Annotated in this window: 16 protein-coding genes and 1 riboswitch; of the genes, 5 read left to right on the top strand and 11 right to left on the bottom strand. The window is 67.7% G+C overall.

The annotated features are described in order from the left end of the window. Positions 1-132 precede the first annotated feature (132 nt). A complete protein-coding gene (locus OG714_RS36945) occupies positions 133-918 on the top strand; it encodes a rhomboid family intramembrane serine protease (RefSeq protein ID WP_406127638.1) in 786 nt (261 codons plus the stop codon). Next, positions 915-1,196, top strand: coding sequence for an Lrp/AsnC family transcriptional regulator (locus OG714_RS36940; protein WP_019062383.1), 282 nt, complete (start codon positions 915-917; stop codon positions 1,194-1,196). The genes OG714_RS36945 and OG714_RS36940 overlap by 4 nt, the downstream gene beginning before the upstream one ends. A 140-nt stretch (positions 1,197-1,336) precedes the next feature. Here the strand turns inward: OG714_RS36940 and OG714_RS36935 are convergent, their stop codons facing one another. The 6 genes from OG714_RS36935 to OG714_RS36910 form a co-directional block, all read right to left on the bottom strand. Then, positions 1,337-2,698, bottom strand: a complete 1,362-nt coding sequence (locus tag OG714_RS36935; RefSeq protein WP_406127637.1) for an aminotransferase class V-fold PLP-dependent enzyme — start codon at positions 2,696-2,698, stop codon at positions 1,337-1,339. A 165-nt stretch (positions 2,699-2,863) separates the two neighbouring features. Further along, a riboswitch (SAM riboswitch) is annotated at positions 2,864-2,980 on the bottom strand. 75 nt (positions 2,981-3,055) lie between these two features. Then, entirely contained in the window at positions 3,056-4,120 is a 1,065-nt protein-coding gene (gene trpD / locus OG714_RS36930; RefSeq protein WP_406127635.1) for an anthranilate phosphoribosyltransferase, read from the bottom strand. Between the two features lie 133 nt (positions 4,121-4,253). Beyond that, complete coding sequence (locus tag OG714_RS36925) at positions 4,254-5,885, bottom strand: cytochrome bc complex cytochrome b subunit (protein ID WP_406127634.1); 1,632 nt, start codon at positions 5,883-5,885, stop codon at positions 4,254-4,256. After that, positions 5,882-6,937, bottom strand: a complete 1,056-nt coding sequence (locus OG714_RS36920) for a Rieske 2Fe-2S domain-containing protein (RefSeq protein WP_406127632.1) — start codon at positions 6,935-6,937, stop codon at positions 5,882-5,884. The genes OG714_RS36925 and OG714_RS36920 overlap by 4 nt, the downstream gene beginning before the upstream one ends. Then, positions 6,934-7,743 (bottom strand): c-type cytochrome, encoded by an 810-nt coding sequence (locus tag OG714_RS36915; RefSeq protein WP_406127630.1) that lies wholly within the window; start codon positions 7,741-7,743, stop codon positions 6,934-6,936. Before OG714_RS36915 ends, OG714_RS36920 begins: the two co-directional genes overlap by 4 nt. Before the next feature lie 80 nt (positions 7,744-7,823). Then, positions 7,824-8,444, bottom strand: a complete 621-nt coding sequence (locus OG714_RS36910) for a heme-copper oxidase subunit III (RefSeq protein ID WP_019067823.1) — start codon at positions 8,442-8,444, stop codon at positions 7,824-7,826. Between the two features lie 193 nt (positions 8,445-8,637). On the opposite strand from OG714_RS36910, the gene OG714_RS36905 reads away from it, so the two are divergent. Further along, positions 8,638-9,039, top strand: a complete 402-nt coding sequence (locus OG714_RS36905; RefSeq protein ID WP_406127628.1) for a hypothetical protein — start codon at positions 8,638-8,640, stop codon at positions 9,037-9,039. A 106-nt stretch (positions 9,040-9,145) separates the two neighbouring features. On the opposite strand, the gene OG714_RS36900 is transcribed toward OG714_RS36905, so the two are convergent. The 4 genes from OG714_RS36900 to coxB form a co-directional block, all read right to left on the bottom strand. Then, on the bottom strand, positions 9,146-10,411 hold the full coding sequence (locus OG714_RS36900) for an Ig-like domain-containing protein (RefSeq protein WP_406127626.1): 1,266 nt from the start codon (positions 10,409-10,411) through the stop codon (positions 9,146-9,148). A gap of 130 nt (positions 10,412-10,541) precedes the next feature. Then, positions 10,542-10,940 (bottom strand): cytochrome c oxidase subunit 4, encoded by a 399-nt coding sequence (locus OG714_RS36895; protein WP_406127625.1) that lies wholly within the window; start codon positions 10,938-10,940, stop codon positions 10,542-10,544. Continuing rightward, on the bottom strand, positions 10,937-12,673 hold the full coding sequence (gene ctaD / locus OG714_RS36890) for a cytochrome c oxidase subunit I (protein ID WP_406127624.1): 1,737 nt from the start codon (positions 12,671-12,673) through the stop codon (positions 10,937-10,939). Before ctaD ends, OG714_RS36895 begins: the two co-directional genes overlap by 4 nt. Then, positions 12,670-13,629, bottom strand: a complete 960-nt coding sequence (coxB, locus tag OG714_RS36885; RefSeq protein ID WP_329248083.1) for a cytochrome c oxidase subunit II — start codon at positions 13,627-13,629, stop codon at positions 12,670-12,672. The genes ctaD and coxB overlap by 4 nt, the downstream gene beginning before the upstream one ends. A gap of 286 nt (positions 13,630-13,915) precedes the next feature. Between coxB and OG714_RS36880 the strand changes: the two genes are divergently transcribed. Next, positions 13,916-15,292, top strand: coding sequence for a cysteine desulfurase/sulfurtransferase TusA family protein (locus OG714_RS36880; protein ID WP_406127622.1), 1,377 nt, complete (start codon positions 13,916-13,918; stop codon positions 15,290-15,292). Positions 15,293-15,379: 87 nt separating this feature from the next. Here the strand turns inward: OG714_RS36880 and OG714_RS36875 are convergent, their stop codons facing one another. Continuing rightward, entirely contained in the window at positions 15,380-16,354 is a 975-nt protein-coding gene (locus tag OG714_RS36875; RefSeq protein WP_406127620.1) for a carbohydrate kinase family protein, read from the bottom strand. A gap of 131 nt (positions 16,355-16,485) precedes the next feature. Between OG714_RS36875 and OG714_RS36870 the strand changes: the two genes are divergently transcribed. After that, entirely contained in the window at positions 16,486-16,716 is a 231-nt protein-coding gene (locus tag OG714_RS36870; RefSeq protein ID WP_406127619.1) for a hypothetical protein, read from the top strand. Positions 16,717-16,851: the final 135 nt, after the last annotated feature.

The raw sequence follows: 16,851 nt of genomic DNA, 5'->3' as shown, positions 1-16,851 counted from the left end.
TTTCCGTGATCGCCGGTTTCCCCGGCGAGTGTGGCTCGTAACCCTACGGCCTGGCGGGTACTCGCCGCTCGGCCGTCCACAGCGGCGATTCACCCTGTCCCGTTGCGTCCCGTTACGTCATGCTCTGTGTCCATGATCAGCAACTGGGGCCCGGCCCTCGTCAGGACGTTCCGCGGCACCTCGGCGCCCATGACGTACTCCCTCATCGGCCTGTGCTGCTTGATCTTCGTCCTCGGCCCGGCCTCGGGTTTCGTCCCGTCCTACGGCACCGGGGACGCGCTGCTCGCCGCGCAGCGGGCGTACTTCCGCCGCTGGGGCGTGGTCCCGGCCGACCTGTTCGGCAGCCCCGCCCGCGAGGCCCTGACCCCGGTCACGGCCCTCTTCATCCACGGCAGCTGGATCCATCTCCTCGGCAACATGCTCTTCCTCTACGTCTTCGGAGCGATGACCGAGGAGCGTCTTGGCCGAGTCGAGTTCACCCTGTTCTACCTGGTCTGCGGCTACCTGGCGCTGCTGGGCTACGCGGTGGCCAACGCCGGCTCCGAGCAGTCGCTGGTCGGCGCGTCCGGGGCGATCTCGGCGGTCCTCGGGGCGTTCCTGTACTTGTTCCCCCGGGCCCGCGTGACGAGCCTCCTCCCCTTCCTCTTCTTCCTGCCGCTGCGCTTCCCCGCGTGGGTCGTCCTGCCGTTCTGGGCGGCCCTCCAGTGGCTGGCGGCGGGCCAGGCCGAGCAGGGGCCGGGCGTCGCGTACCTCGCCCACCTCGTGGGCTTCACGCTGGGCTTCGGTTACGCGTGGGTGAGATTCAGGAAAAAGAAGGGCCCGAAGGGCGGCCTTGGAAGGGCGGTGGTGGGAGACGGGCGGGCGACTAGAGTTGGGCCCGCCCCAGTAACGGTCCCCGAGGGAGAGAACCAGCCGTGATCACCGCGATCGTCCTCATCAAGACCAGCGTGGACCGGATTCCCGAGATCGCCGAGTCGATCGCCGCGCTCGAATCTGTGAGCGAGGTCTTCTCCGTCACCGGTACGTATGACTTGATCGCGATGGTGCGGGTGCGGCAGCACGAGGATCTGGCCGAGGTGATCCCTGGGCGGATCAGCAAGATCCCCGGGGTTGAGGGGACGGATACGCACGTCGCCTTCCGGACCTACTCGCAGCATGACCTTGAGGCTGCGTTCGCCATCGGGCTGGACTCTTGAGGCTGGGCGCCTAGTGGGGTGGGGGGCGCGGAGCGTTTGCGACTGCCGGTCCGTTGTGGCTGGTCGCGCAGTTCCCCGCGCCCCTAGGGGGTTGCCCTTGAGGCGCGTCGCAGCGCACCCCGTTTACATCAACCGGTCCATCAAACCGCCGGGACGCAGCGGCCGTTCTCCGTGCGGTAAGTCCACTTGGCGCCCTTGGTCACCAGTTCGCGGACTGCGCCTACGAAGCGCTCGACGTGCTCGTCCGGCGTCCCCGCCCCGAAGCTCACCCTGATCGCGTTCAGGGACTTCTCGCCCGGCGCGGCCTCCGGCGCACCGCATTCGCCCTGGGTCTGGGGGTCCGTGCCCAGGAGGGTGCGGAGCAAGGGGTGGGCACAGAAGAGGCCGTCGCGGACGCCGATGCCGTACTCGGCGGAGAGCGCGGCGGCGAAGTGGGAGCTGTTCCAGCCGTCGACCACGAAGGAGATGACGCCGACCCTCGGGGCGTCGTCGCCGAACAACGACAGCACCTTGACCTGCGGGACCTCGGCCAGGCCCGCGCGTACCTTCTCGATCAGGTGCCGCTCACGGGCGACCAGCGTGTCGAAGCCCGCCTCGGTGAGCGCCTTGCAGGCCGACGCGATGGAGTAGGCGCCGATGACGTTCGGGGAGCCGGCCTCGTGGCGGGCGGCGCTGTCGTGCCACTCGACGTCCACTCCCCCGTCCTCGCGCCGGCTGACCTTGCGGCTGGCGCCGCCGCCCGCGAGGTAGGGGTCGGCCGCCTGGAGCCAGTCGGCGCGTCCGGCCAGGACGCCGGAGCCGAAGGGGGCGTAGAGCTTGTGGCCGGAGAAGGCGATCCAGTCGACGTCGAGGTCCTGGACGGACACCGGGTGGTGCGGGGCGAGTTGGGCGGCGTCCAGGACGATACGCGCGCCGTGGGCGTGAGCCGCGGCCGCCAACTCCCGTACGGGCCACAGCTCGCCGGTGACGTTCGAGGCGCCGGTGACGCAGACGAGGGCCGGGCCCTGAGGGTCGCGGGCGGCGAGGGCCTGCTCCAGGGTCGCGACCGCCTGGCCCGGGGTGCGCGGGGCGTTGAGGTAGGTGACCCGGGCGTCCTTCCAGGGGAGCAGGGACGCGTGGTGCTCGGTCTCGAAGACGAAGACCTGGCAGTCGGCGGGGAGGGCGGCGGCGAGGAGGTTCAGGGAGTCCGTGGTGGAGCGGGTGAAGATCAGCTGGTCGTCGGGGCGGCAGTCCAGGAACTCCTCGACCGTCCTGCGGGCGTTCTCGAACAGGTCGGTGGAGAGCTGCGAGAGGTAACCGGCGCCGCGGTGGACGCTGCCGTAGTACGGGGCGTAGGCCGCCACGTCGTCCCAGACGCGCTGGAGGGCGGGGGCGCTGGCCGCGTAGTCGAGCGCCGCGTAGGTGACTTCGCCGCCCGTGACGAGCGGGACGGTGACATCCCGGCCGAGAACGGGCAGCGGGGCACAAATGGTCTGGGGGGCGGCAACGGTGGAGACAGACATGGCGAACTCCCGTAAAAGGCAGGCGAATTCACTGCGCGAGCGGACGGAGCTTCGGCGCAGGAAAAGGTGAAGGGGGATGTGCGGAGTGGGGGCTTCGCGCCCTATCGCATTCGCTTGCTCACAGAGAGCTCCCTCGATGACCAGGACCCCTGGTGTCTTTCGAGGGGCCCGCGCTTGCCGCAGACCTCGCTGCCTACGGCCTGGTCTTCACCCGGGGCACCCCGCCACGGACGGAGGGTTGCCGGACAGTCGGCCGGGGCCTCATGACTGTCACTCATGACCTGGTCGGAAAACTTACGCGATGTGATCGTCGCCCCGCAACCCGTGTCCGGATCGCGGGACGACGACCGACACCCGCTATGCGTTGCTGGCGGCAGCCCAGCGTTCCAGGGTGCTCTTGGCGGCCCCCGAGTCGATCGACTCCGCGGCCTTCGCCATCCCGGCCCGGATCCGGTCCGCCAGCGGCCCGTCCCCGGCCTCCAGCGCCACCAGGGCCGCCGCCGAGTTCAGGAGTACGGCGTCCCGTACGGGGCCTGTCTCGCCGTCCAGGAGGCGGCGGGCGACGTCCGCGTTGTACTCGGGGTCGGCGCCGCGCAGGGCTTCCACGGGGACCAGTTCGAGGCCGACGTCCCGCGGGTCGAAGGTCTCCTCGGTGACCTTGCCCTCGCGGACGATCCACACCCGGGAGGTGGCCGTGGTCGTCAGCTCGTCGAGACCGTCGTCGCCGCGGAACACCAGCGCGGAGGAGCCGCGTTCGGCCAGCACACCGGCGATGAGCCCGGCCATGCGGGTGTCGAAGCAGCCGACCGCCGAGGAGGTGACCTTGGCCGGGTTGGTGAGCGGGCCGAGGAGGTTGAACGCGGTCGGCACGCCCAGGTCCCGTCGGACCGCGCCCGCGAACCGCATCGTGGGGTGGAACTTGGCCGCGAAACAGAACGTGATCCCGGCCTCCTCCACCACCTGCGCGACCCGCTCGGGCGACAGCTCCAGGTTGATGCCGAGCCGCTCCAGCACGTCGGAGGAACCGCTCGCCGAGGACGAGGCGCGGTTGCCGTGCTTGACGACCTTCGCACCGGCGCCGGCGATCACGATGGCGGACATCGTCGAGATGTTGACCGTCTTGGCCCGGTCACCACCCGTGCCGACGATGTCGACGGCCGGTCCCGGGATGTGCAGCGGCTTCGCGTGGGCGTACATCGTCTCGACGAGGCCGTTGATCTCCTCGACCGTCTCGCCCTTGGCCCGCAGCGCCACCAGGAAGCCCGCGATCTGGGCGTCCGCCGCCTCGCCGCTCATGATCCGGTCCATCGCCCACGCCGTGTCGGCGGTGCTCAGGTCCTGTCCGGCCAGCAGCGCGCTCAGTACGTCGGGCCAGGAACGGGCCGCCGCGGTGTCGCCTCCAGCGGGGGTCACAGCGCTCATACGGCCGCTCCTGAGTGTCGTAGAGACATGGTTCGAAAGACATGCCCACCCTATCCAGCCGGAGGCACGGCGAAGGGCCCCGTCCGGTGTTCGGACGGGGCCCTTCGACTGTGGCGTGGCGACGCCTCAGCAATCAGTGGTGGCCGTGGCCGCTCGTGATCTCCTTGTACTCGTCGACGGTGGGCTTGGGGATCTGGGACTCCTCGCCGTAGTACGCCTCGCTCAGCTTGGCGCGCAGCTTCTCGGAACCCTTCACCTTGCGCTCGACACCGTTCTCGTCGACGGTCGCGCCGATCGCGGCCGGCACGTACTGCTCGTGCGCGGTGAGCGTGTGCAGCGCGTCCTGGCTGAGCGGCTCGTGGATCTCGACGAACTCACCGTGCGGCAGGCGCTTGATGATGCCCGACTCACGGCCGTGCAGCACCTTGTCCTTGTCGCGGCGCTGAAGGCCGAGGCAGACCCGCTTGGTGGCGATGAAGACGAGCACCGGCACCACGAAGAAGCCGACGCGCACCGCCCAGGTGATCGAGTTGATCGACAGGTGGAAGTGCGTGGCCCAGATGTCGTTGCCGCCACCGACGAGCAGGACGAAGTACCACGAGATCCACGCGGCACCGAAGGCCGTACGGGTCGGGACGTTGCGCGGGCGGTCCAGGATGTGGTGCTCGCGCTTGTCGCCGGTGACCCAGGACTCGATGAACGGGTAGACCGCGATCGCGACCAGCACCAGCGGGAAGATGATCAGCGGGATGAACACGCCCAGGACGAGCGTGTGGCCCCAGAAGTTGATCTCCCAGCCCGGCATGAAGCGGATCAGGCCCTCGGAGAAGCCCATGTACCAGTCGGGCTGGGCGCCCGTGGACACCATGTCCGGACGGTACGGACCCATGGCCCAGATCGGGTTGATCGAGGCGATCGCCGCGACGGCCGCGATGACACCGAAGACCAGGAAGAAGAAGCCTCCGGCCTTGGCCATGTAGACCGGCAGCAGCGGCATGCCGACGACGTTGTTGTTCGTCTTTCCGGGGCCCGCGAACTGCGTGTGCTTGTGGTAGAAGACCAGGATCAGGTGGCCGACCACCAGGCCGAGCATGATGCCCGGCAGCAGCAGGATGTGGATCGAGTAGAACCGCGCGACGAAGTCGCCGCCCGGGAACTCGCCGCCGAAGAGGAAGAACGACAGGTACGTGCCGACGATCGGCACGGACAGGACCGCGCCCTCCATGAAGCGGACACCGGTGCCGGAGAGCAGGTCGTCCGGGAGCGAGTAACCGGTGAAGCCGGTGAACATGCCCAGGACGAACAGCAGGAAGCCGAACAGCCAGTTGACCTCACGCGGCTTGCGGAACGCGCCCGTGAAGAACACGCGCATCATGTGCACGAACATGGCGGCGAGGAAGATCAGCGCCGCCCAGTGGTGGATCTGACGGATCAGCAGACCACCGCGCACATCGAAGGAGATGTGCATCGTCGAGTTGAACGCCTCCGACATCAGCTGCCCCTGGAGCGGGACATAGCTGCCGTGGTACGTCACCTCGTTCATCGACGGGTGGAAGAACAGCGTCAGATACACACCCGTGAGGATGATGATGATGAAGCTGTAGAGGCAGACCTCGCCCAACATGAACGACCAGTGGTCGGGGAAGATCTTGCGCATGTTGGACTTGGCCAGGGAGTAGATCCCGAGGCGTCCGTCCGCCCAGTCGGCGATCTTCTCGCCGGCCGGTGCTTTGTCGCGCCGCTCGTTGGTCTCGGTAGTACTCATCCGCGCTCCCAGAATGCAGGACCGACGGGCTCATCGAAGTCGCCGAGCGCCTCGAGGTAACCCTCGTCGCTCACGCCGATGCGCAGCTGCGGCAGGGCGTGACCGGCCGGGCCGAAGATCACTCGGGCACCGTCGGAGAGGTCGAAGGTGGACTGGTGGCACGGGCAGAGCACGTGGTGCGTCTGCTGCTCGTACAGGGAGATCGGGCACCCCACGTGGGTGCAGATCTTCGAGAAGGCCACGATGCCCTCGTGCGCCCACTCCAGTTCGCGCTTGTCCTTGATGTTCTCCGGCTGGAGCCGGACGATCATCAGCGCCGCCTTGGCGATCTCGGTCTGGAACTCCTCGTCGGTCTCCTCCAGGCCCTCGGGCTTGGCGAAGGTGAGCGAGCCGACGGCCACGTCCGAGGGACGCAGCGGCAGGTTCGTGTTCATGTTGACGAGCAGCTTGCCCTTGGACCAGATGGTGTGGCGGAGCTTCGTCCCCGGCAGCGGGCCGAGGTCGCGCAGCAGCATGACGCCGGAGAGCGGGAACAGGGCCAGCGCGCCGAACATCGTGTTGCGGATCAGCTTGCGACGGCCGAGCGCCGACTCCTTGGCACCGTCCTTGAAGTCGGCCATGACCTTGGCCTTGACCTCGGGGGGCGCCTCGATCGCGTGCCGCTCGTCGGCGATCTCCACGTCGGACATCAGGGTGCGGGCCCAGTGGACCGCGCCCGCGCCGATGGTGAAGAGCGCTCCACCGAGGGTCAGACCCAGCGCGAAGTTGAGCGCGTTGATGTGACCGATCGGGAAGACGAAGATCGCCTTGTCGTGCGGGATCGCCACGTACGAGGCGATGAAGCCGACCGTGAGGAGCATCGACAGCGTGAACAGGAAGGCGACGACGCGCTCGGACCGCTTGGCGGCCCGCTCGTCGATGTCCTGGACACGGTGCTCGTGCGGCGGCAGTCCCGGGTCGGCGAACGGGTCGTTCTCGTCCGCGACCGACACCGCGCCGTGCGCGTCCTGCTCAGCGGGCAGGTTCTCTTCTGGAATGTCTTGGCTACTCATGACTTCTTGGCCTTTGCGGTCCGAGCGGCGACCCAGACGGCTACCGCGATCAGCGCGCCCAGACCGAAGATCCAGGCGAAGAGACCCTCACTGACCGGACCGAGACCACCCAGCTCAAGGCCGCCGGGGCTCTCGGTGTCGTCGCCGTTGACCGCGTTGAGGTACGCGATGATGTCCTTCTTGTTCTTCGACGACAGCGTGGTGTCGGGGAAGGAAGGCATGTTCTGCGGGCCGGTCTGCATGGCCTCGTAGATGTGCTTCGGGGCAACGCCTTCGAGGCTCGGCGCGAACTTGCCGTGCGTCAGCGCGCCGCCCTTGCCGGTGAAGTTGTGGCACTGGGCGCAGTTGGTGCGGAACAGCTCGCCACCCTTGGCGATGTCCGAACCGGCGGGCCCGTACTCGTTCTTCGTCGGGATGACCGGACCGGCGCCCAGCGAGGCGATGTACGCCGCGAGCTGGTCGATCTCGGCCTGGGAGTAGATGACCTTCTTGGCCGGGATCTGGGCGCCCGGCTGCTGCGCCGGCATCCGGCCGGTACCGACCTGGAAGTCGACCGCCGCGGCGCCGACACCCACCAGGCTCGGACCGTCGGAGGAGCCCTGACCGCCGGTGCCGTGGCAGCTTGCGCAGCCTACGGCGAAGAGCTTCTTGCCCTCGTCGATGGCGAGGGACTGAGCGGACTCGTCGGCCTGCGCCTTGCTCGCGGGCGCGAGCAGGCTGAACACCCCCCCGGATACCGCCAGCGCGAGGAGTAGTACGACGACCGCCGCCAGCGGATGGCGTCGTCGTGTGGAGAGCTTTTTCACGGATTACCCCGGTGTCAGGATCTTCTGCGTCGATGCTTCTGGAATGTGCGCTTCTTGGCTGCGCGCGGGATCGGGCCCGACTACTTGATCAAGTAGATCGTGGCGAAGAGGCCGATCCAGACGACATCGACGAAGTGCCAGTAGTAGGACACGACGATGGCCGCGGTCGCCTGTTCGTGAGTGAACCTCTTCGCCGCGTAGGTACGTCCGAGGACGAACAGGAAGGCGATGAGGCCACCCGTCACGTGCATGCCGTGGAACCCGGTGGTCAGGTAGAACACCGAGCCGTACGGGTCGGAGGACAGCGACAGGCCGTCCTTCTTCACCAGCTCCGTGTACTCGAAGATCTGACCGCCGATGAAGATCGCACCCATCACGAACGTGATGATGAACCAGCCCCTGAGCTTCTTCACGTCCCCGCGCTCGGCGGCGAAGACGCCGAGCTGGCAGGTGAGTGAGGAGAGCACCAGGATCGTGGTGTTGGTCGCGGAGAACGGAAGGTTGAGATGGCTCGCCATCTCCTTCCAGTGATCCGGACCGGTCACCGATCGCAGGGTGAAGTACATCGCGAAGAGGGCCGCGAAGAACATCAGCTCGGAACTCAGCCAGATGATGGTTCCGACGCTGGTGAGGTTCGGCCGGTTGACCGACGGGTGCGCGTGCCCGGTTTCTACTGTCGTTGCTGTCGCCACGACCGACATTATGTCGGTCGCTTATCCCGCCCTCACTCCGGGGGGTGCCGTTCGGAGTGTCCGCAGCGTGTGTACTGCCCGTATGGCCCATCGCAGGGGTGTTCCAACAGGTGTTGACGGGGTGTTCAAAGGAGTAGCATCCGCCGCATCGGTACCTGGGGTTCCCGACCAACACGGTGCTTCTTAGATGCGTGGAGGAACAATGCAGTCGACTGCCACGGTGCTCGTCTACAGCGACGACTCCAACACGCGCGAACAGGTGCGGTTGGCCACCGGCAAGCGGCCGGCTCCGGACGCGCCGTTGGTCGAGTTCCTGGAGTGCGCCACGCCCGCGGCGGTTCTGAAGGAACTGGACCGGGGCGGGATCGATGTCTGTGTGTTCGACGGGGAGTCCGCGCCGATGGGGGGCATGGGGTTGTGCCGCCAGGTGAAGGACGAGGTCTTCAACTGCCCGCCGGTGCTGGTGCTGATCGGGCGGCCGCAGGATGCGTGGCTCGCCACGTGGAGCCGTGCGGAGGCCGCGGTGACCCTTCCGGTGGATCCCGTCGAGTTCGCGGCCTCGCTCGCTTCTCTGCTGCGTCACAAGCGGGCCTTGAGCGCCTAGTGGGGTAGGGCGGCCCGTGGTTTCGCGGCTGCGGGCCGTCATCGGTTGCTCGCCCCCACGTGGCGGAGCCGCAAATGTCACAGCTCCGCGCCCCTGAAGGGGCGTTTCACACCGACTCCGGCCGCAGGCGTGCCGCGTCTTCCGGCCTGGGAGCGTCCGGCGTTCCGCCCACCAGCGCGCTGCCGCCCCGCCACTTCTTCCAGCCCAGGTTCCAGTCGCCGAAGCCGTTGCCGAAGGGTTCCATGTCGTCGCCGTTGGAGTTGACGACCTTGACGACGTCGCCCTCGTGGACCGTGTCGAAGAACCACTCGGCGTTGCTGGTGCTCATGCCGGTGCAGCCGTGGCTGACGTTCTCGGAGCCCTGGGAGCCCACCGACCAGGGGGCGGCGTGGACGTACTCGCCGCTCCAGGTGACGCGGGTCGCGTAGTACACGGGGAGGTCGTACGAGTCCGAGGAGCCCTCGGAGATGCCGACGGTGGTTCCGCGCATCCGTACGAAGTACTCCTTGCCCAGTACGACCTTGACGCCGTTTCGGGTCTCGAAGCCGGGCTTGCCCGTGGTGACGGGGATCTGGTTGATCTCCTCGCCGTTCTTGTAGACCGTCATCTCGTGGGACGAGGCGTCCGTCACGGCGACGATCTTGTCGCCCGTGGTGAGTTTGAGCCCCTTCGAGGCGCCGCCCCACAGGCGGTCGCTGATCTTCACGCCGTCGAGGTCGCTGCGGACCTGGATGGTGGCGTGGGCGGGCCAGTACTCCTTGGGGCGGTAGTGGAGTTCCTTGTCGTCCACCCAGTGCCAGGCGCCCTCGACGGCGGGTACGGAGTCCACCCTGAGGGCGCGTTCCACGATGGCCCGCTGTGCCTTGTCCTTGACGGGCATGTTCAGTTGGGCGGTGACCGGCTGGCCTACGCCGTACGCGCCCGCGTCCGGACCGAACTTCACGGTCAGGCTCTTCTTGGTGGTCGGCCTGCTGGTGTCGAAGGTGAGGACCTTGCGGCCGGGGGCGCCGTCCTCGTCCTCCGTGCTCACGCGGACCGTGTAGCGGGCGTTGGCGGCCAGCGGGGAGGTGCTGTGCCAGCGAGTGCCGTCGGCGGCGAGTTCGCCCGTGACGTAGCGTCCCGTGGCGTCCACGGCCGTGACGTCCGTGATGCGCCCGTCGTCACCGGAGGCGGTGACCACCAGGGGCTTGTCGGGGTCGGCCTTCTTGCCGTTGCCGGACGGGCCGTTGAAGGAGATCTGCCCCGCCGCGTCGTACGGCTTGTCCGACAGCGGGTTGCCGCCGCCGGATCCGCAGGCGGTGACGCCCGCGCCGACGGAGATCACCAGCAGGGTGCAGCCGACGACGGTGCGGGTGCGCGGAGAGTGGTTCATGAAGCGAGGCTATGAAGCTTCGTCAGCACCGGCGCGGTGAGTAACCCGGACGAGGGACCGGCGTTGCGGCAAAAGCACGAGCCCGGACCCTCCTGACGGAGTGTCCGGGCTCGCGAGCGCTCGGCGCGTGCTACTGGGTGCGGTCTTCACCGCGGTAGTACTCGAAGACCCAGCCGTACAGGCCGATCATGATGATCGGGGCGGAGAAGTACAGCAGCCACCAGCCGATCGCGATCGACAGGAAGGCCAGTGCGCCACCGACACCGAGGGCGAGGGGCTGCCAGCTGTGCGGGCTGAAGAAGCCCACCTCGCCGGCCTCGTCCGCGACGTCGGCCTCCTTGTTGTCCTGCGCCAGCGTGTCGACCCGCCGGGCCGTGAAGCCCAGGTAGAAGCCGATCATGATGCACAGGCCGAAGGCGAGGAAGAGCGCCGTGGTACCGGCGGGCTCCTTCGACCACACTCCGTAGACGACCGCCATGGCGAGCACGAAGACGGCCAGCCACGTGAACATCCTGCCCTGGACCTTCACTTGCCCGCCTCCTTGCCGCCAGTGAGGGCCTTGTCACCGTGATGCGCGTTCTCGAGCTGGTCGAGAGCGGCGATCTCCGGGTGGTGCAGGTCGAACGCCGGGGATTCGCTGCGGATCCGCGGCAGGGTGAGGAAGTTGTGCCGCGGCGGCGGGCAGGACGTAGCCCACTCGAGCGAACGGCCGTAGCCCCACGGGTCGTCGACCTCGACCTTCTTGCCGTACTTCGCCGTCTTCCACACGTTGTAGAGGAACGGGAGGATCGACAGGCCGAGCAGGAAGGAGCTGATCGTCGAGATCGTGTTCAGGGCGGTGAACCCGTCGGCCGCGAGATAGTCCGCGTAACGACGGGGCATGCCCTCGGCACCCAGCCAGTGCTGGACGAGGAAGGTGCCGTGGAAGCCGATGAACAGCGTCCAGAAGGTGATCTTGCCGAGGCGCTCGTCGAGCATCTTGCCGGTCATCTTCGGCCACCAGAAGTGGAAGCCGGAGAACATCGCGAACACGACCGTGCCGAACACCACGTAGTGGAAGTGGGCGACGACGAAGTACGAGTCCGAGACGTGGAAGTCCATCGGCGGCGAGGCCAGGATGACACCGGTCAGACCACCGAAGGTGAAGGTGATCAGGAAGCCGGTGGCCCAGAGCATCGGGGTCTCGAAACTCAGGGACCCCTTCCACATCGTTCCGATCCAGTTGAAGAACTTCACGCCCGTTGGCACGGCGATGAGGAACGTCATGAAGGAGAAGAACGGGAGGAGGACTCCGCCGGTGACGTACATGTGGTGGGCCCACACGGTCACGGAGAGGCCGGCGATGGAGATCGTGGCCGCGACCAGTCCCATGTAGCCGAACATCGGCTTGCGGGAGAAGACCGGGATGACCTCGGAGATGATGCCGAAGAACGGCAGGGCGATGATGTACACCTCTGGATGGCCGAAGAACCAGAAGAGGTGTTGCCACAGCAGCGCCCCGCCGTTTGCGGCGTCGAAGACGTGTGCCCCGAATTTCCGATCCGCCTCCAGCGCGAAGAGCGCGGCGGCGAGAACCGGGAAGGCCAGCAGAACGAGTACGGCGGTCAGCAGCACGTTCCACACGAAGATCGGCATGCGGAACATCGTCATGCCCGGTGCGCGCATGCAGATGATCGTGGTGATGAAGTTGACCGCACCGAGGATCGTGCCGAAGCCGGAGAAGGCCAGACCCATGATCCACATGTCGGCGCCGATGCCCGGCGAACGGACCGCGTCCGACAGCGGGGAGTAGGCGAACCAGCCGAAGTCGGCCGCACCCTGCGGGGTGAGGAAGCCACCCACCGCGATCGTCGAGCCGAACAGGTAGAGCCAGTAGGCGAACATGTTCAGCCGCGGGAACGCCACGTCGGGCGCGCCGATCTGCAGCGGCATGATCCAGTTCGTGAAACCGGCGAACAGGGGCGTCGCGAACATCAGCAGCATGATCGTGCCGTGCATCGTGAACGCCTGGTTGAACTGCTCGCTCGACAGGATCTGCAGACCCGGCCGTGCCAGCTCGGCGCGCATGAGCAGCGCCATGACGCCGCCGATCAGGAAGAACGCGAACGACGTGACCAGATACAGCGTGCCGATCGTCTTGTGGTCGGTGGTGGTGAGCCACTTGATCACGACGTTACCGGGTTGCTTGCGCCTTACCGGCAGCTCGTCCGCGTAGTGGGACTCTGCTGCCGCGGCACCCTGAGGTTCGTTGAGGATGCTCACAGGTTGTTCGTCTCCCGGTTCTTCTCGTGGCTCGTCTGCGCGATGCCAGCGGGGATGTAACCGGTCTGCCCCTTCTTGGCGAGGTCCTTGAGGTGCTGCTGGTAGCGCTCCGGCGAGACGACCTTCACGTTGAACAGCATCCGGGAGTGGTCGACGCCGCAGAGCTCGGCGCACTTGCCGAGGTAGGTGCCCTCCTTGTTGGGAGTCACCTGGAAGGCGTTGGTGTGACCCGGGACGACGTCCATCTTCATCAGGAACGGCACCACCCAGAAGTCGTGGATGACGTCGCGTGAGGTGAGGACGAAGCGGACCGTCTCGCCCTTGGGGAGCCAGAGGGTCGGACCCGGGTTGCCGGTCTGCGGGTTCTTCGAGGCGGGCGTACCGACGTCGTAGACTCCGCCGGCGTTCGCCGGGAACTCCTTCTTGAACCGGTCCGGGATCGCGGCCAGGTTCTTGTCGGTCGTCGCGTCGCCACTGACACCGTCGACGTTCTCGATGTAGTTGAAGCCCCAACTCCACTGGAAGCCGACGACGTTGACCGTCACGTCGGGCTTCTTGTCGAGGCTCAGGAGCTTCGTCTCATCGCGGGCCGTGAAGTAGAACAGCACCGAGACGATGATGAGCGGAACAACCGTGTACAGCGCCTCGATGGGCATGTTGTACCGGGTCTGCGGGGGGATCTCGACCTTGGTGCGGCTGCGCCTGTGGAACATGACGCTCCACATGATCAGGGCCCACACCAGGACGCCGACGGCGAGCGCGGCAGCCCAGGATCCCTGCCACAGGGAGAGGATCCGCGGACCCTCTTCCGTGGTCGGGGTGGGGAAACCAAGGCGAGGAAAGTCCTTGGATGTGCAACCGGTCGCGGTCGCCAGGACCAGGCCCGCAGTCATTGCCTGCAGCAGCTTCCGCCGCATCGGGCGCCGCGGCGAGCGGTCGGAGCCGTTGGGACTCACGTAGCGCCTTCCCGAGAGTCTCGCCCGCGCGGATTGGCTGCGGCCTGCCTTCACGCGGGTCGGTCGCCGCCCTGCGTCGGGCAGGGGTTTGGATGTTTATGCGGACCAAACCCTAGCCGACGCCCTCCGGGGGTTCGCGGGGAGGGTGGCATACGCGCCGGGGGTTACTCCGGGCGCCTAATAGCTCGGGGGTTGAGGTGGTTTGGGCGGCCGCGGGTGCGTTGTGGTTGCTCGCGCAGTTCCCCGCGCCCCCATGGAAAGCCCAGGTCCGCTCTAACGTTGCCGTGTGTCCTACTTTGATGCTGCATCCGGCCATCCCCTTCATCCCGTCGCGCGGCAGGCGCTGTTGGCGGCTCTTGGCGAAGGGTGGGCCGACCCCTCGCGCCTCTATCGGGAGGGGCGGCGGGCTCGGATGCTGTTGGACGCGGCCCGTGAAACCGCGGCCGAAGCTGTGGGATGCCGGGCCGACGAGCTCGTGTTCACCTCCTCCGGAACCCGGGCCGTACACACGGGGATCGCGGGGGCGTTGGCGGGGCGGCGGCGCGTCGGGCGTCACCTGATCGTGTCAGCGGTTGAACACTCTTCCGTGCTCCATTCGGCCGAGGCCCTGGTCGCGGAGGGCGGTTCGTCCACCGAGGTACCGGTGGACCGTACGGGTGCGGTGAGCGTGGCGGCGTACGCGGATTCCCTCCGCTCGGACACCGCGCTGGCCTGTCTCCAGTCGGCCAACCACGAGGTGGGGACCGTACAGCCGGTCGCCGAGGTGGCCGAGGCGTGCCGGGCGGTCGGGGTGCCGCTGCTCGTCGACGCGGCCCAGTCGCTGGGGTGGGGGCCGGTCGAGGGCGCGTGGTCGCTGCTCACGGCCAGCGCGCACAAGTGGGGCGGCCCGGCCGGCGTCGGACTGCTGGTGGTCCGCAAGGGCGCACGCTTCGCGCCCCAACAGCCCCTGGACGAACGGGAGTCGGGACGCGCGGCCGGCTTCGAGAACATCCCCGCCGTCGTGGCCGCGGCGGCCTCCCTGCGCGCGGTACGCGCCGAGGCGGCCCAGGAGGCGCTACGGCTACGGGAACTGACGGAGCGGATCCGGGCCCGGGTGCCGCGGCTGGTGCCGGGCGTGGACGTGGTCGGCGATCCGGTGCGGCGCCTGCCCGGGATCGTCACCTTCTCCTGTCTCTATGTCGACGGAGAGACCCTCCTCCACGAACTGGACCGCTCCGGTTTCTCCGTCTCGTCCGGTTCGTCCTGCACGAGCAGCACACTGACCCCCAGCCATGTGCTCAAGGCGATGGGGGTGCTGAGTGAGGGGAATGTGCGGGTGTCGTTGCCACGGGGAGCGACGGAGGAGGACGTGGAGCGATTCCTCGCCGTGCTGCCGGGGGCGGTGGCGGGGGTCCGGGAGAAGTTGGGAGCACAGACGCCGGTGACCCTCGTGGAAGAGGACTCGCTGGTCGTGGACGCCCTGGGCAAGCGCTGCCCGATTCCCGTGATCGAGCTGGCGAAGGTCATCGGAGATGTCCCGATCGGCGGCATTATCCGAGTCCTGTCGGACGACGAGGCAGCACGACTGGACATCCCGGCATGGTGCGAGATGCGGGCCCAGGAGTACATGGGCGAGGAGAGGGCGCCCAAAGGCACGGCGTACATGATCCGCCGGGCAACCTGAGCGCCCTGAAAGGGGCGCGGGGCTGTGTCGATACGCGGCTACCGCCGCGGGTGCGCGACCAGCCCCCACGCACCCGCAGACAACAACTCAGCCCAGATGCCCCTGAACCTCACCCGCCGCGTCATGCCCATAAGCCTTGGTGAACCGGTCCATGAAGTGAACCCGCCGCAACTGATACTCCTGCGTACCGACAGTCTCGATAACAAGCGTCGCGAGCATGCAGCCGACCTGCGCCGCCCGCTCCAGCGAAACCCCCCACGCCAGCCCCGAGAGGAACCCCGCCCGGAACGCGTCGCCGACACCCGTGGGATCGGCCTTGCGCTCCTCCTCCGCGCACCCGACCTCGATCGGATCCGCACCGACGCTCTCGATACGGACACCGCGCGAGCCGAGCGTGGTGACGCGGTGGCCGACCTTGGACAGGATCTCCTCGTCGCTCCAGCCGGTCTTGGACTCGATGAGCCCCTTCTCGTACTCGTTCGAGAAGAGGTACGCCGAGCCGTCCAGCAGGATGCGGATGTCGTCGCCGTCCATGCGCGCGATCTGCTGGGAGAAGTCGGCGGCGAACGGGATGGAGCGGGTACGGCACTCCTCCGTGTGGCGGAGCATCGCCTCGGGGTCGTCCGCGCCGATCAGGACCAGGTCGAGGCCGCCCACGCGGTCGGCGACGGTCTTCAGCTCGATCTGGCGGGCCTCGCTCATGGCGCCGGTGTAGAAGGAGCCGATCTGGTTGTGGTCGGCGTCGGTGGTGCACACGAAGCGGGCGGTGTGCAGCGTCTCGGAGATGCGCACCGAGCCGGTGTCGACGCCGTGCCGGTCGAGCCAGTCGCGGTACTCGGCGAAGTCGGAGCCGGCGGCGCCGACCAGGATCGGCGCGGTGCCGAGCTGGCCCATGCCGAAGGCGATGTTGGCGCCGACGCCGCCCCGGCGTACGTCGAGGTTGTCGACCAGGAAGGAGAGCGACACCGTGTGCAGCTGGTCCGCGACCAGCTGGTCGGCGAAGCGGCCGGGGAAGGTCATGAGGTGGTCGGTGGCGATGGAGCCGGTGACTGCGATGCGCACGGCGAGGACTCTCCTGAGGGAGGCTGCGTTGACAGTTCACGCTACCCGGTCCGCGCGGCGGCTCTGAAGCGGCCAAAACTACCCGATAGTAGATCTTTCTTCGCGAGGTAAAGCGTGCCTACGGTGCCGCTATGACGAACCTCAGAGTCGACGGCCCCGTTCCGGCCCACCCGGTCCACCTCGAAGTCGAAGGTGAGAGCGACCTGGCGGCGCTGCGCGGCGACTGCGCCCGGATGGCTCCCCACTGGACGGTTCCCGACCGGATCGTTGCCCTTCCGGTGTCACCGTCGCTCATCCACGGCGTGTCGGTGCCGTCGAAGTCCGCCCGGCTGCTGGACGCCATGCCGGAGTACGGCAACTGAGCGGAGCGGAACGAGGTTCCGAACCGGAATTCCGAGCCGGGGTCCGAGTCCCCCGGCTCGACAGGCGCGCTCGGGGGAACCGTGCGCTCCCCCGCTGCGTCCCATCGCTGTCCCCCGTAAAGGGGATGCGGGATA

The sequence above is a fragment of the Streptomyces sp. NBC_00989 genome, from assembly GCF_045162655.1.
Classification (GTDB): domain Bacteria; phylum Actinomycetota; class Actinomycetes; order Streptomycetales; family Streptomycetaceae; genus Streptomyces.
Note: the sequence above shows the minus strand (reverse complement) of the source record. Positions and strands in the feature narration are given on the sequence as shown.

What these genes read in the sequence shown, in the direction of transcription:
- OG714_RS36900 (WP_406127626.1), bottom strand. Translation starts at nt 10,411, where the DNA reads ATGAACCACTCTCCGCGCACCCGCACCGTCGTCGGCTGCACCCTGCTG.
- OG714_RS36905 (WP_406127628.1), top strand. Translation starts at nt 8,638, where the DNA reads ATGCAGTCGACTGCCACGGTGCTCGTCTACAGCGACGACTCCAACACG.
- OG714_RS36910 (WP_019067823.1), bottom strand. Translation starts at nt 8,444, where the DNA reads ATGTCGGTCGTGGCGACAGCAACGACAGTAGAAACCGGGCACGCGCAC.
- OG714_RS36920 (WP_406127632.1), bottom strand. Translation starts at nt 6,937, where the DNA reads ATGAGTAGCCAAGACATTCCAGAAGAGAACCTGCCCGCTGAGCAGGAC.
- OG714_RS36945 (WP_406127638.1), top strand. Translation starts at nt 133, where the DNA reads ATGATCAGCAACTGGGGCCCGGCCCTCGTCAGGACGTTCCGCGGCACC.
- OG714_RS36935 (WP_406127637.1), bottom strand. Translation starts at nt 2,698, where the DNA reads ATGTCTGTCTCCACCGTTGCCGCCCCCCAGACCATTTGTGCCCCGCTG.
- OG714_RS36870 (WP_406127619.1), top strand. Translation starts at nt 16,486, where the DNA reads ATGACGAACCTCAGAGTCGACGGCCCCGTTCCGGCCCACCCGGTCCAC.
- trpD (WP_406127635.1), bottom strand. Translation starts at nt 4,120, where the DNA reads ATGAGCGCTGTGACCCCCGCTGGAGGCGACACCGCGGCGGCCCGTTCC.
- OG714_RS36925 (WP_406127634.1), bottom strand. Translation starts at nt 5,885, where the DNA reads ATGAGTACTACCGAGACCAACGAGCGGCGCGACAAAGCACCGGCCGGC.